This is a genomic window from Streptomyces flavalbus (assembly GCF_042674625.1).
In the GTDB taxonomy this organism is placed as follows: Bacteria; Actinomycetota; Actinomycetes; order Streptomycetales; family Streptomycetaceae; genus Streptomyces; species Streptomyces flavalbus.
The window spans coordinates 7,723,779-7,737,854 of the sequence record NZ_JBHTEB010000001.1; the positions used below are offsets into that span (position 1 = coordinate 7,723,779).

A 14,076-nucleotide genomic window follows, 5' to 3' on the forward strand; every position below is an offset into this window, starting at 1 on the left:
CCGCCCTGAGCGCTGTGAGCCGATGGAGCAGGAGGATTGGATGTACGACACCGACGACGAGGACAGCACCAGCAGCAGGGGCGGCAGCAGGCCGGGACAGGCCACGCGTGCGTGCCCGCAGCCGGTGCCCGCGCTGCGGCTGGCCGGGATCGACGAGGACGACACCTTCGAGCCCCACCTCGTCCGCGGCATCGACTGAACGCGACCCCCACCCACCCCCACACCCCGAACCCGTGAAGAGCCGGGGCCCAGGGGTGGCTGTGGGCGGGCTGCGGGCGTTCTCGACCGGTGCGCGAGTCGCCCGTGACAGCCTGCGCGTGAGGGCTGCGAAGACGTCGTGTTCAGCCCGGAGTTGACAGTCAGGCAGGTCAGGCAGCGGCACGCACCATGGGGCGGTCATGAAACGGTTGTGGCGGGGTGGGCGGCAGGCGCTGGCGGTCTGCTGCCGCCCGCTGTGGCGGTCCCTGGCCCTGTTCGGGTCCCTGTACTGCGAGCCGCGGGTCCTGCAGGAACTGTCCGGGCTGCTGCCGGGCCCGCCGCCCGACGCGGCAGGCGACCCGTGGGCGCGGCTGGCCGCGGGCGGACCACCGCCCGCGCACCCCGAACGGCTGCGCACCGACCTGCCGCTGACCCCGGCCGAGCAGCTGCTCGCCCGTGACCTGTGGCCCCACAAGGCGGGCACCCGGCAGCGGTGACCTGATGCTCCCGGCCGCCACGGTACGCGGCCGGGAGCACACCCCTGCCCCCTCTTGTCTTCGTCTGCGCCGCCTGAGGCGTTTTCCGCCCGCCCCGTGTGCCGGGGCGGGCAACGTCCAAGCCAGATCAGGCCATGCAGGCCATGCAGGCCATGCCCGGTTGGGTCGGGTGGGGTCGGGTGGGGCTGGTCACCATTCGACCAGGGCGAAGCCCGCCGCCATGCCGCCGCCGAAACCGGCCAGCAGGATCAGCTCGCCGGGGCGGAAGGCGTCCTGGCGGGCGGCGGCGTCCAGGGTGAGCAGCAGGGAGGCGGCGCCGGTGTTGGCGTAGTGCTCCAGTGTCTCGTGCATCCGGGCGTTGGGCAGTGCCATCTCGGCGAAGACGTCGTCGAGGAGGACACCGTTGGCCTGGTGGGGCACGAAGTGGCGGATGTCGTCGGGGACGGCACCGGCCTCGTGGAGGAACTGCTTGGCCAGTTGCGGCAGATGGTCGTTGACGAAGCGGCGGACCTCCCGCCCGATCATGGTGAAGTAGTGCTGGCCCTCGGCGACGGTGTCCGCGCTGGGCGGGCGGCGGCTGCCGCCCGCGGGGACCTCGATGAGGGGGAGAGGTCACCGAAGGTGTGCAGGGCGGTGTGACGGATCCGGCCGCCCGTGTCGGCCGGGCCCAGCACGAGGGCTCCGGCGCCGTCACCGAACAGGACGACCGTCTTGCGGTCGGCGGGGTTGAGGATGCTGGAGTAGACGTCCGCGCCGATGACCAGGGCGTGCCCGCCGCGGCGGGCGAGGACGCCCTCGACCGCGGACAGCGCGAAGACGGGGCCGGAGCAGACGGCGTTGACGTCGAACGCGGCGGCGCCGACCGCGCCCAGGCGCTGCTGGACGTAGGCGGCGGTGGGCGGCTGGGGGCGGTCCGGGGTGGAGGTGGCGACCACGATCACGGACAACTGGTCGGCGCTGACGCCCGCGTCCTCCAGCGCGGCCCGGGCGGCGGCGGTGGCGAGGTCGGAGGTGGCCTGGCCGGGCGCGGCCCAGCGCCGCTGCCTCATCCGCGTCTTGGCGGTGATCCAGGCGTCGTCGACCCCGGCTGCCGCGCCGACCTCATCGTTGGTGACAACCCGGTCCGGCACGTAGCCGCCCGTACCGAGGATCCTGACGTCGCTCATGCGGCGGCCCTCCCTTCAAGTGGTGTGAAAAAGCGGCGGCGGTGCGCACATGCGTCAAGGCGGGACATAGCGGGGGTGGGGGGCCTGGTGGCGCCGGACAGCACACGAAAAAGCCCCTCCGCGGGACGAGACGGGACGTCCTTTGGCAGGGCTGCCGTACGAGACCGTGTGAGGGGGTGCTGTCCGGCGCCGGGATCAGGCCGCCGGGAGGGGGGGAGTGGGTGACGGGCTCAGCGGGCCTCGTAGATGCGCTTGTGCCCGTTGAGGGCGGCCAGCCTGAACGGGCCGGTGGTCTGCGCGGGGGTGGGGTAGTCGCCGCCGTCGGTGGGGAAGGACCGCTGGTGCAGGGCCCGGTAGGCGGCGTAGTCGAGTTCGGTGCGCCGGTCGATGGCCTCGCGGTGGGCGGCGGTGCGCAGCCGGGAGCGGTAGCCGGGGGCGGGGGTGCCGCAGAAGAACTCCGCGACGCTGCCCGAGCCGTAGCTGAGGAACGCGATGGGGCGTCCGGTCAGGTCCTCGCCGGTCGTCTCCAGCAGGGCGGCCAGGCCCAGGTAGACGGAGGCGGTGTAGCTGTTGCCGACGACGCTGTTGTAGGCGGTGCTGGCCTTCACGGCCCGCTCCACGGCGTCCGCGTCGGTGTCGGCGCCGCAGTAGTTCAGCAGGTGCCGGTGGGCCTTGTAGGCCATCTTGGTGAACGGCTGGTGGTAGCAGAACGCGGCGAACTCCTCCAGCGGGCGCCCGCCTTGTTCGGTGTAGTCCTTGAAGCTGCCCTCGACGGCCTGGAGGTAGGCGGCGATGGACTCCTGCCCGTCCACCAGCGCCGCCTCACGGTAGTTGGGCCGCCAGAAGTCCATCACGTCCGCGGTGAACAGCCCGGAGGGTTCCTCGATGCGCAGCAGGGCGGGGTCGACGCCGACCAGCATCGCCACCGCCGCCGCGCCCTGGGTGGCCTCGCCGGGGCTGTCCAGGTCGTACTTGGAGACGTCGCTGGCGATGACCAGGACCTGCTGGGCGGGGTCGCGGCGGACCAGGCCGATCGCGAACTGCAGGGCCGCGGTCGCCCCGTAGCAGGCCTGCTTCAGCTCCACCACCCGGCACGCGGACGCCAGCCCCAGCAGGGAGTGCACGTAGATGCCCGCCGACTTGGCCTGGTCGATGGAGGACTCGGTGGCGAAGACGACCGTGCGGATCCGGTCGCTGCCGTGCGCCGCGATCAGCGGGGCCGCCGCCGCCGCGCCCAGGGTGACGATGTCCTCGTCGGCGGCGGGCACGCTCATCGACCGCTGGCCGATGCCGAGGTGGTACTTGCCGATCTCGGTGCCGTTGTAGGCGGCCAGCGCCGCGTGCGGCAGGACGAACTCGGTGGTCGCGAATGACAGATCGTGAATCCCGATCGCGATATCGCTGGACATGCCGTTACACACCAACCTTTTGTGTCGTAGTGTCGCGTTCCAACTGCACGTGCGCGCGCATCAGTTCACCGGGGTTGGTCTGGGCCGCCAGCAGCGACAGCTCCCCGCACAGCACGGTCGCCGCGCACAGGACGGCCAGGCGGCGGGCGTTGTGGCCGGGCTCGGCGTCCGCGCGGCAGCCCAGGCGGGCGAGGTTGGTCTCCACGAAGCCCAGGCCCTTGCCGTTGCCGACGGTGCCCACGATCAGGTTGGGCAGGGTGCAGGAGAAGTACAGGTCGCCGTCGCGGTCCTCGGCCATGGTCACGCCCTGGGAGCCCTCGACGATGTTCGCGGCGTCCTGCCCGGTGGCCAGGTAGAAGCCCAGCAGCATGTTGGCGTAGTGGGCGTTGGCGGAGCGGATACCGCCCGCGAGGAGGGTGCCGAGGAGGTTCTTGCGCAGGTTCAGCTCGGCGATCTTGCCCGCGGTGGTGTGCAGGACGCTCTCGACGATGTCGCGGGGTACGAGGAGTTCGGTGACGACGTTCTTGCCGCGGCCCAGGATGCCGTTGATGGCGGTGGCCTTCTTGTCGGTGCAGTAGTTCCCGGAGATCGACCCGTAGGAGATCCCGGGAACCGTGTTCAGCAGGTGGCTGAGCAGGGCGTCGGAGGCGAGGGTGGCCATGTTGTGGCCGGAGGCGTCGCCGGTGGAGAACTCAAACCGCAGGAACAGCAGGTTGGCGTTGATCTCGTGGCGGATGCCGATGAGCTGGGCGAAGCGGCTCCCGGCGCGCACCACGTCCCGCAGTTCCTCGATGCGGGCGTGGATCGTCTGCGCGGCCCGCAGGGCGGTGCCCGCGTCGGTGGCCTCCACCAGCACCGAGCGGGTCATCCGCTCGTCCACGAGGGTGGCGACGATGCCCTGCTCGGCCAGCATGGACACCTTCGCGCCGCGGCCCACCGACGGCCACAGCGGCGACTCGTAGGTGGCCAGCGGCACCTGGGTTTCGGTGGTGGCGACGTTGCCCGAGATCCGCAGGGGGCCCACCCACCGCATCGGGACCCCGGCGATCGCGTGTGCGTCGGTCATCGTGTGCTTTCCGTCCTGTCGTGAGCGGCAACGCCGGCGCCCGTGGCGGCACCGGGCGCGGGGGAGGAACCGGCGGCCTGCGCCGTGCCGGTGGTGGTGCGCTGGGCCAGGGGGCGGGTGTCGATGCCCCGCTGGTCGCAGAACTCCCGCAGCCCGCCCGAGATGAGCACATCGCACGCCTGCAGGTCGGCCGGGGTGCGCGCGCCGAGCATGGTCTGCAGCGCGGCCAACTGGTCCAGCCACGTCCGAAGCTGGCCGACCAGCGCGTCCACGCCGCCGTCCAGCAGGGTGCGCAGGAAACCCCCGGAGGAGCCGACCGCCTTCGCGCCCAGCGCCAGCGCGCGGGCCACGTCCAGCGGGTGGCGCACCCCGCCGGAGGCCAGCAGCGGCAGACCCGCGCCGTGGGCGTCCAGCAGGCAGGCCGCCGTGGACTGCCCCCAGCCGTGCAGGAAGGCGTACTCGCCCAGCTCCCGGCGCCCGTTCTCGATCCGCGCGAAGTCGGTGCCGCCGCGCCCGCTGACGTCCGCCGCGGCCACCCCCAGCTCCTTCAGCGCCAGCACGGTCTGACGGCTCAGGCCGTTGCCGACCTCCTTGACGATCACCGGGATGTCGACGGCCGCGGCGATCTTCTCGATCTGCGCCGCCCACGACCCGAACGAGCGGTCGCCTTCCGGCATCGCCGTCTCCTGCGCCGTGTTCAGGTGGATCTGCAGCGCGTTGGCCTGCAGCAGGTCCACCGCCCGCCACACGTTCTCCACCGACGCGGTGGCGTTCACGTTCGCGATCACGAACCCGTCCGGGTTCGCCTCGCGCAGCACCTGGAAGGTGTGCGCGCAGGAGGGGTCCTTGAAGTAGGCGTGCATGGAACCCGACGCGATCGGCACCCCGGTGGCGTGGGCGGCGGTGGCCAGGTCCCGGTTGATGACACCGGTCTTGGCGCTGCCGCCGGTCATGGCGTTGATGTAGATCGGCACCGGCCAGTCGAGGCCGGCGAACGACGTCGCCAGCGACACCTGCGGCCGGTCGATCCCGGCCAGCGCGTGGTGGACGAACGCCACCTCGTCGAACTGGTTGATCCCGCGGTGCGTGTGCTGCTGCTCGATGGCGAGCCGGACATGGTCGTCCTTGCGTTGAGCGCTCATGGTTCGGTCCCTTCCGCGGCGGTGCCCACCGGCAGGGGCAGCACCCCGGCCGCCGTCCACCGCCTGTGTACGTCGTCGATCTCGCGCGCCGCCGTGGCGTCGAGCAGCGCGATCCCGCAGTCACCGCCGCCCGCCCCGGAGGGCTTGGCCGCGCCGCCCGCGGCCTCGGCCGCCTCGCACAGCGCCGTCAGCCGGTCGGTGAAGATGCCCAGGCCCACCTCCTGGTCCAGCCGGGCCAACTGGCCGCGGGCCCGCCGGATCTGCGCCAGCAGCCCCGGCCCGTCACCGCCGTCCAGGGCGGCCGCCGCCTGGGTGACGCAGTCGGCGGCGTCCGTGACGAAGCGGCGGTGCGCGGGGCTGCCCCGCCAACTGCGCCGGTGCAGCCCGGCCACCAGCGAGGTCGTGGAGGCGGGCTGGCCCGTCCAGCCGACCTGCAGCGACAGCCCCGCGGGCGGCGGCAGGCGCCGCACGGCGAAGCCGGGCCAGGGCGCCTTGAGGGCGCGGCCGATGCCCACCCGGCGGGCCAGGTCGGTGACGAAGTCCCGGTCGGGCGCCTGGTAGAGGATCCAGCCGCCCCAGGTGCTGGCGGCCAGATCCCCGCCCGAGCCCTTCGGATCGATCCGCGCGCTGGCCAGCAGCGCCAGCCGGTACAGGTCCTCACGGCTCAGGTGCAGCCCGCTGAACGCGGCCACCGCCGAGACGGCGGCGACGGTCACCGCGCCGCTGGAGCCCAGCCCGTACTTGCGGCCCTCCTCGTGCAGACGGCTGCTGACCGTCAGCTCGAAGACGGGCAGCGGCCGTCTGCGTTCGGCCAGCAGACGGCCCACCGTCTCCACGGCCGCCACCACGTGCACCGGCCCGGCGGGCGGGCGCGGCTTTCCGCCGGGGCCGGGCGCGACCAGACGGTCCTCGTGCCAGCGCAGCCGCACCGGCGCGGGCGTCAGGTCCGAGACCAGCACCACCTCACCGGTGTCGGCGGCGGGCGGAGCGACGGTGACGGTGATCCGCCGGTCCACCGCCACCAGGATCGCCGGACGGCCCGGCTCCACCACCGCGTACTCACCCGCGACGAACAGCTTGCCCGGCGCGTGCCGCACCACCGCACCCACACCCGCACCCGCACCCGCACCCGTGCCGGTGCCGGTGCCGGTGACCGGACCCGGGCCCGTACCGGTGCCCGTAGCGGTGGCCGGACCCGTGCTGGTGCTGGTGTCCGCGGCCATCAGCTGTCCCCGCCGTCCAGCAGCCGCGCCCCCGGCCCCGGCCCGGCCACGACCACCGAGGAGGCGCCCACCACCGCGCCCACCGCGTCCGCCACCCGCGCGGCGTCCGCCCGGCGGCACAGCACCTTCACGTTCGGCCCGGCGTCCATCGTCGCGTACGCCGCCACCCCCGCCCGCCGCAGCTCAACCACCGCGTCCAGGACGGTCACCGTCGCCGGGGACAGGTAGCGCACCGCCGGACGCGCCGCCAGCATCGTGGCGTGCATCCCCAGCGCGTTGCGCTCGGCGATCTCCCCGACCGCCTCAAGGTCCCCGCGCACCAGCGCCGCCCGCATCTCGGCCAGGTCCGCCGCGCTGGAGGCGGCCCACGGCCCGTACAGCGGCGAGGTCGCCACCGTCTGCCGCATCGCCGCCCGGCTGGAGACCTCCTTGGGCCCGGCGTTGACCACCGCCACCACCAGCGCCGGATCCAGCCCGTCCGCGGCGGCGACCGGCTCGGCGTAGGACACCGCGTCCGCCTCCTCCAGGCTCGCCGTGCCAGCACCGGAGTGCCACAGCGCGAAACCACCGAACAGCGACCGCGACGCCGACCCCGACCCGCGCCGCGCCAGCCGGGACAGCTCCCGCGCGTCCAGCCGCAGCCCGTAGGCCGCCGCCGCGGCCACCGCCAGCGCGGCGAACCCGCTCGCCGACGACGCCAGCCCCGCCCCCGTCGGCACGGTGTTACGGGTCTCCACCACCGCCCGCTGCGTGCGCCCGGCACGCTCACGCACCAGGTCCAGGAAGACGGTGATCCGCCGCAGCGCCTCACCGGAGGCGCTCACCCCGTTGAACACCACCTCATCGGGCCCCGCCCCCTCACCGAGCCGGACCCGGGTGGTGGTGGGGTACACGTCCAGCGTCATCGACAGACTGTCGGTCACCGGCAGGACAAGACCCTCATCCCGCTTGCCCCAGTACTTGATCAGCGCGATGTTCGGGTGCGCGAGAGCCACCGCACCCCCGCCTTCCAGGCCGTGCGCGCCCTCGGCGTCTGGCCCCAGTACAGCGATCGGATGTTCACGGCGCATGGTTGTCGAGCCCTTTCAGCGATACGACCCACGTCTGTACGGCACCGGCCTCATGCAACTGCCGGGTGACCTGCCTGGCCCGCTCCGGCCGGGCCAGCGCGATGACACAGCCCCCCAGCCCACCCCCGGTGATCTTGGCGCCGAGGGCACCCGCCCACAGCGCGGCCTCGACCAGCGCGTCGATCCGGTTGGTGCTCAGCCCCGCCCCCCGCATCAGGTCGTGATACTCCGTCAGCCGCGCCCCGAGGTCCTCCGGCCTGCCCTCGGACAGCGCCGAACGGGCGTCCCGCACCAGATCAGAGGCGCGGCCCACGAACCGCTCCCGGGCCCCGGGATGCGCCTCGAAACCCTCCCGCAGCAGGCCGACCGCCTCCTTGGTACTGCCCGCCGTCCCGCTGTCGGCGACGATGAACAAAGCGTCCAGCCCCACCCGCAGCGGCTCCACCCGGCCCGCCTTGAACCACAGCGGCGCCGTCGCGCCCACCGCCCGCGCGTCCACGCCGCTGGCCCGGCCGTGGGCCATGTTCTCGGCCGTCTGCACCAGCTCGAACGCCGCGTCCTCCGACAGCGCGTGACCGAACAGGTCCGCCAGCGCCAGCACCGTCGCCCGCGAACTGGCCGCACTGGACCCCAGCCCCCGCCCGTGCGGCACCGAACTGTCCAGCAGCACATCCAGCCGCGGCCCGCCCGCAACCCCCAGCCGCGCCTTGAACTCGGCGATCAGCCGGCGCAGCCCGTCCGAGGCCTGCGTCACCAGCGCCCGCGACGCCGTCCCCGTCATCGTGTACGACAACTCGCCCTGGCCGTCGCCGTCCGCGGCCCACCCGGCGCTCGCCGTCACCGTGAGCTGCGGGATCGGCAGCGCGAGCGCCGCGGCGCCGTACACCACCGCGTGTTCCCCGAGCAGGATGGCCTTGGCGTGGGCGCGGCCAGTGCCCACCGAGCGGGTCCGGCGGCTTTCTGACACCCCCTCCGCTGAGGTCGGAAGAGTCAACGCACTCAGCTCCCTTTTGTCTGTTCCGCATGGAGACCGCATGGACGTCAGAAACGGCCATGCCCGCACAAGCAGCACCGGCTTGTGCGGGCATGGCCGCTTCCCAGAAAGCGTCAGGGGAAAAATGCAGGGAAATACAGGGAAATACGGGGGATGTGCAGGAGGGGGTGCGGGGGGACTTCGCGGGGACGACACGCGATCCACCACCGCACGGCAACTTTTGGGCAGGGTAGACGTGGGTAGATAGTGACACGGGCCGCGCGGGGACGCCAACACCCCACCCGCGTGACCTGGATCACGCGCGCGGTGAACGTGCCTGCGGAGCAGGGGAGTTGGGCCGCCGTGGCGGCCCGAACGCTCCTCCGGGTACGACAAGTGGACCGCCCCCGCGCGCGGCAGCGATGGCACGCGCGGGGGCGGTCCGGTCCTGCCCGTGGGGCAGGCGCCTGGCGGGGCCGGGTCAGGTCCGGCGCTGCAAGGCGATCTCGGTGAGTTCCTCGATGTCGAACTCCGAAGGGCAGTGCGGGGCGCCGTAGCGGGTGATCTTCCCGCGGCTGACCCACTTGCGGATGGTCGCCTCCGACACGCCCACCGCGAGCGCGGCCACCTTGGTGGGCACGAGACGGTGGCTGGGTGGCTTGGTCATGCGCTGACGCCCTTTCGCTGCCGCTCCATGAGTTTTCTCAGGCCCAGCCACTCGCGCATCTCCCAGGAGTGCCCCATCGAACAGGCGATGCTGCCGTGCCCGGCCTTCACGGTGGTCTTGGGGGACACGCTGATCGTCCCGGAGCAGTTGTCCACGACGCACTTGCGGATGAGGGTCTGCAGGTCACTCGGCTCGGGGTCGAGTGTCTGGCGCAGTTCCACCACCAGGGCGTCGATCTCGTCGGCGAACTCCACGGCCGGTGCCTGCGCGGCGAGCCAGGGCAGGTGCAGTGTCAGGAACCGCGCCAGGTGCGGCACGGTCCGCGGCGGGGCCGGGACGTGGAGCTTGTCGACGACCATGCCCGACCACGACTCCAGGATCGTCAGGATGTTGTGGCGGGCGTCCAGGACGGAGAAGTTCAGGTGGTCCTGCTTGCGGCTGCCCGACACCTTCGTCGGGTTCGACTGCCGCGCCGTCGTCGGTGACACCTGGTGCAGACACTCCTGGTGCAGTCCGGGCAGGGCCCGCAGACCGCGCTCCACCCGCCGGATGCACGGAGCGCACAGCAGGCACCCGGCGGCGGCCCGGCTTTCCTGGGTATGGCCCCTCGGGCATGGGTGAGACGTCATCGAAGCTCCTTCATCAGGTGGCTCGCCCCCGTGTCCATCGCGTGCGTGTCCCGTGCCTGGCCGCGGCACCCGGCTGCCGCTCAGACGCGTCACGCTCATCGTGCTCGTCGTCCTGGTGCTGCTCGTCGTGCTGGTGCTGCTCGTCGCGCTGTCCTGTCTGTCCGAACCCGTATCCGCCTGCGCCTGCGCCTGCGCCTGGGGTGGTGCTGCCGTGGCCCGGGTGGCGCGCGATGCGCCGTGCGGGCGGACAGAACCCATTACCCGACCGGCGACTCGAATCCCGATACAGCCTCGTTGGGGGCCTGCTGGGCACCGCAGGGCTCCAGCGCGCTTCCAGGCGTAAGCGAGCCCTGGTTGAGCGCCTGCGCCGACGGTTGCGAAGGAAGGAGGCACTGTGGACGGTACGCACGGAGGCGGCCGCGCAGGACGCGCCGCACTCCCCGCAGGGCCGCTCAATACGGCGGCCGCTCAGGATCCCCCGGGCGGTGCTCTCTCACCAGGGCACCTCAACCACCGCGCTTCCGCCGCCCCGCCGGCGGGGGACGGACCGGCCGCGCACCTACAGGTGTGCCTCATCGGCGCCGGGCCCCGGGGACTGTCCGTTCTGGAGCGGCTGTGCGCACAGGAGAGCAAGTCACCCCGCTGGGACTCCGTCACCGTGCACGTCGTCGACCCCGACCCGCCCGGCTCCGGACGCGTCTGGCGCCCCACCCAGTCCCGTCACCTGCTGATGAACACCGTCGCCTCCCAGGTGACGGTCTACACCGACGCCAGCGTCCGCATCGAGGGCCCGCTGGCGGAGGGACCGAGCCTGTACGAGTGGGCCAAGGCCCTGGAATCGGGCACCCTGGACACCCACCCCGACCCCGCCCCCGGCCCGGCCGTACTGGCTGAGGCAGCCCGCCTGGGCCCGGACACCTACCCCACCCGCGCCCTCTACGGCAGCTACCTCACCTGGGCGTTCCAGCGGATCGTCACCCAGGCCGCCGACCATGTGCACGTGCGCGTGCACCCGGTGCGCGCCATCGCGCTGGAGGAGACCGGCGGCGGCCAGACGGCCGTCCTGGAAGACGGCACCCGGCTGACCCAGCTGGCCGCCGTCGTCCTGGCACAGGGCCACGTCGCGGCCCGGCCCACCGCCACCGAGCAGGCCCTGGCCGACTTCGCCGCCCGCCACCGCCTGCACTACACCCCACCGGCCAACCCCGCCGACGTCGACCTGTCCGCCGTCCGGCCCGGACAGCCCGTACTGCTGCGCGGACTGGGCCTGAACTTCTTCGACTACATGGCCCTGTTCACCCAGGGCCGCGGCGGCACCTACCGCCGCGACGGCGACGGCCGCCTCGTCTACGAGCCCTCCGGGCGCGAACCACGCCTGTACGCCGGGTCCCGGCGGGGCGTGCCCTACCAGGCCCGCGGCGAGAACGAGAAGGGCCCGCACGGGCGGTACTTCCCCCGCCTGCTGACCGCCGAGCACATCGCCGACCTGCGCGCCCGGCGCGGCGGCGCCGCCATCGACTTCGCCGCCGACCTGTGGCCGCTGATCTCCAAAGAGGTCCGCGCGGTCTACTACGCCGCCCAGCTCACCGCCCGCGGTGAACCGGCGCCCGCGGTGGAGGAGTTCACCGACCGCTACCTGCACACCCCCGACGGCGCACCGGAGGACCGCCTGCTGGAGGAGTCCGGCATCCCCGCGCGGGAGCGGTGGGACTGGCAGCGCGTGGCCCGCCCCTACCCGCCCGGCGCGCTGCGCGGCCTGGACGCCTTCCGGGCCTGGCTGCGCGGCTACCTCGACGAGGACGTCCGCCTGGCCCGCCAGGGCAACGTCAGCGGCCCCCTCAAGGCCGCCCTGGACGTCCTGCGCGACCTGCGCAACGAGATCCGCCTCGCCGTCGACCACGCCGGACTGAGCCCCGCCTCCCACCGCGACGACCTCGACGGCTGGTACACGCCGCTGAACGCCTACCTGTCCATCGGCCCGCCCGCCTCCCGCATCGAGGAGATGGCCGCCCTGATGGACGCCGGGATCCTCGACGTCACCGGGCCCGCCCTGCACATCACCGCCGACACCGGCGGACCCAACGGGCCCTGCTTCACCGCGACCTCCCGCGAACTGCCCGACGTGAGGATCCGCGCCACCGCCCTCATCGAGGCCCGGCTGCCCGAGATCGACCTGCGGCGCACCGCCGACCCGCTGATGCGCCACCTGCTGGCGACCGGGCAGTGCCGCCCCTACCGCATCACCCCCCACAGCAGCGGCGGTGGGGGAGCGGGACAGGAGGGCTACGAGACCGGCGGGCTCGCGGTGTCGCAGCGGCCCTACCACCTGCTGGACGCCCACGGCGTGCCGCACCCGCGCCGCTTCGCCTACGGGGTGCCCACCGAGTCGGTGCACTGGGTGACCGCCGCGGGCATCAGGCCCGGCGTGGGGTCGGTGACCCTGGAGGACTCCGACGCCATCGCCGCCGCCGTCCTCGCCCTGCCCCCCGCCCCGGCCCCCAGCACCCCGCCCCCGACCACCGGCGCGGCCCGCTCCGCCGCCCCGAGCGCGAAAGCAGACGCATGACCAGCCCCCACCAGCCCCCGCCCCCCTCGGCGCTGCCCGCCCACCTGGACGCCGGACTGCTCTCCCCGGTGCGGGCGGGCACCGACACCGAGGCGGCCACCGGCGACGCCGCCTGGCTCCAGGCCATGCTCGACGCCGAAGCGGCCCTGGCCCGCGCCCAGGCCCGCTGCGGCACCGTGCCCGCCGACGCCGCGGCGATCATCACCGACGCCGCCCGCGCCGACCTGTTCGACCTGCGCGAACTCGCCCTGGCCGCACGGCAGACCGCCAACCCGGTCGTCGCCCTGGTCAGCGCGCTGACCGCGCAGGTCGCCCAGCGCTCACCGCAGGCCGCCGAGTACGTCCACCGCGGCTCCACCAGCCAGGACGTCTTCGACACCGGCGCCATGCTCGTCGCCACCCGCGCCCTGCGCCTGATCCTCACCGACCTGCACACCACCGCCGACGCCCTTGGCCGCCTGGCCGCAGGCCACCGCGACACCGTGATGGCCGCCCGCACCCTGGCCCTGCACGCCGTCCCCACCACCTTCGGCCTCAAAGCGGCCGGATGGCGCCAGCTCGTCCTGGACGCCGCCGCCCGCCTGCAACCCCTGGCCGACGGCCGCCTGCCCGTCGCCCTCGGCGGCGCCGCGGGCACCCTGGCGGGCTACCTGCAGTACGCCGGTGACCACACCGACCCCGCCGCCTACCTGCACGACCTCACCACCGCCTACGCCGAGGAGACGAACCTGGCCGTCCCCGTCCTGCCCTGGCACGCCCTGCGCACCCCGCTGGCCGACCTGGCCGCCGCCCTCGCCCACACCACCGCCGCCCTCGGCAAGATCGCCGCGGACGTGCTGGTCCTGACCCGCACCGAGATCGGCGAGGTCAGCGAACCCCAGCGGGCCGGACGGGGCGCCTCCTCGGCGATGCCCCACAAACGCAACCCCGTCCTGGCCACCCTGATCCGCTCCGCCGCCGCCCAGGTACCGGCGCTGGCCGCGGTGGTGACCCAGTGCATGAGCACCGAGGACGAACGCTCCGCCGGACTGTGGCACGCCGAATGGCAGCCCCTGCGCGAAGCCCTGCGCCTGACCGGCGGCGCCGCGCACACCGCCGCCGAACTCGCCCAGGGCCTGCGCGTCCACCCCGAGGCGATGCGCGCCAACCTCGACGCCACCGCCGGACAGCTCGTCTCCGAACGCGTCAGCGCCCACCTCGCACCCCGCCTCGGCAAGAGCGCCGCCAAGGACCTGCTCACCCAGGCCTCCCAGCAGGCCGCCCACACCGGCCGCCCCCTTGCCGACGTCCTCGCCGAACACCCCCGGCTCACCGGCATCCTCACCCACGACCAAGCAACAGCCCTCCTCGACCCCCACACCTACACCGGCGCCGCCGGCCCGCTCACCGACCACGCCCTGACCACCACCCAACCCGCCCCCACCCCCTGACACCCTCCCGGCCCCCCGGCACCCGCCGGGGGGCCACACC

General features: G+C 73.7%; 12 protein-coding genes and 1 pseudogene. 4 read left to right on the plus strand and 9 right to left on the minus strand.

Translation table 11 applies throughout. From position 1 onward, the window contains the following. The first annotated feature begins 40 nt into the window (after positions 1 to 40). Positions 41 to 199, plus strand: a complete 159-nt coding sequence (locus tag ACFQZ6_RS34320) for a hypothetical protein (protein ID WP_381604205.1) — start codon at positions 41 to 43, stop codon at positions 197 to 199. Positions 200 to 398: 199 nt separating this feature from the next. Beyond that, the gene (locus tag ACFQZ6_RS34325) at positions 399 to 695 is read left to right on the plus strand and encodes a DUF6059 family protein (RefSeq protein WP_381604203.1); all 297 of its coding nucleotides are present in this window, start codon (positions 399 to 401) and stop codon (positions 693 to 695) included. A 189-nt stretch (positions 696 to 884) separates the two neighbouring features. On the opposite strand, the pseudogene ACFQZ6_RS34330 reads toward ACFQZ6_RS34325, so the two are convergent. From ACFQZ6_RS34330 to ACFQZ6_RS34370, 9 genes and pseudogenes are all read right to left on the minus strand, one after another. Further along, a pseudogene (locus ACFQZ6_RS34330) lies at positions 885 to 1,861 on the minus strand (3-oxoacyl-ACP synthase III family protein). Between the two features lie 230 nt (positions 1,862 to 2,091). Next, on the minus strand, positions 2,092 to 3,270 hold the full coding sequence (locus tag ACFQZ6_RS34335; RefSeq protein WP_381604201.1) for a hydroxymethylglutaryl-CoA synthase: 1,179 nt from the start codon (positions 3,268 to 3,270) through the stop codon (positions 2,092 to 2,094). A gap of 4 nt (positions 3,271 to 3,274) precedes the next feature. Then, on the minus strand, positions 3,275 to 4,336 hold the full coding sequence (locus tag ACFQZ6_RS34340) for a hydroxymethylglutaryl-CoA reductase (RefSeq protein ID WP_381604199.1): 1,062 nt from the start codon (positions 4,334 to 4,336) through the stop codon (positions 3,275 to 3,277). Continuing rightward, complete coding sequence (gene fni, locus ACFQZ6_RS34345) at positions 4,333 to 5,478, minus strand: type 2 isopentenyl-diphosphate Delta-isomerase (protein WP_381604197.1); 1,146 nt, start codon at positions 5,476 to 5,478, stop codon at positions 4,333 to 4,335. The genes ACFQZ6_RS34340 and fni overlap by 4 nt, the downstream gene beginning before the upstream one ends. Further along, a complete protein-coding gene (locus ACFQZ6_RS34350; protein ID WP_381604195.1) occupies positions 5,475 to 6,701 on the minus strand; it encodes a phosphomevalonate kinase in 1,227 nt (408 codons plus the stop codon). Before ACFQZ6_RS34350 ends, fni begins: the two co-directional genes overlap by 4 nt. Continuing rightward, complete coding sequence (mvaD, locus tag ACFQZ6_RS34355; RefSeq protein ID WP_381604194.1) at positions 6,701 to 7,696, minus strand: diphosphomevalonate decarboxylase; 996 nt, start codon at positions 7,694 to 7,696, stop codon at positions 6,701 to 6,703. Before mvaD ends, ACFQZ6_RS34350 begins: the two co-directional genes overlap by 1 nt. Before the next feature lie 64 nt (positions 7,697 to 7,760). Next, positions 7,761 to 8,711 carry a mevalonate kinase gene (gene mvk / locus ACFQZ6_RS34360; RefSeq protein WP_381604193.1) on the minus strand — a complete coding sequence of 317 codons (951 nt, stop codon included), beginning with the start codon at positions 8,709 to 8,711 and terminating at the stop codon, positions 7,761 to 7,763. A 514-nt stretch (positions 8,712 to 9,225) separates the two neighbouring features. Beyond that, positions 9,226 to 9,411, minus strand: coding sequence for a hypothetical protein (locus ACFQZ6_RS34365; RefSeq protein ID WP_360228327.1), 186 nt, complete (start codon positions 9,409 to 9,411; stop codon positions 9,226 to 9,228). Continuing rightward, positions 9,408 to 10,040, minus strand: a complete 633-nt coding sequence (locus ACFQZ6_RS34370) for a hypothetical protein (protein WP_381604191.1) — start codon at positions 10,038 to 10,040, stop codon at positions 9,408 to 9,410. Before ACFQZ6_RS34370 ends, ACFQZ6_RS34365 begins: the two co-directional genes overlap by 4 nt. A gap of 565 nt (positions 10,041 to 10,605) precedes the next feature. Here ACFQZ6_RS34370 and ACFQZ6_RS34375 point away from each other — a divergent pair. Continuing rightward, positions 10,606 to 12,606, plus strand: a complete 2,001-nt coding sequence (locus tag ACFQZ6_RS34375; RefSeq protein ID WP_381617466.1) for an FAD/NAD(P)-binding protein — start codon at positions 10,606 to 10,608, stop codon at positions 12,604 to 12,606. Further along, a complete protein-coding gene (locus tag ACFQZ6_RS34380; RefSeq protein ID WP_381617469.1) occupies positions 12,603 to 14,036 on the plus strand; it encodes a lyase family protein in 1,434 nt (477 codons plus the stop codon). The genes ACFQZ6_RS34375 and ACFQZ6_RS34380 overlap by 4 nt, the downstream gene beginning before the upstream one ends. Positions 14,037 to 14,076 lie beyond the last annotated feature (40 nt).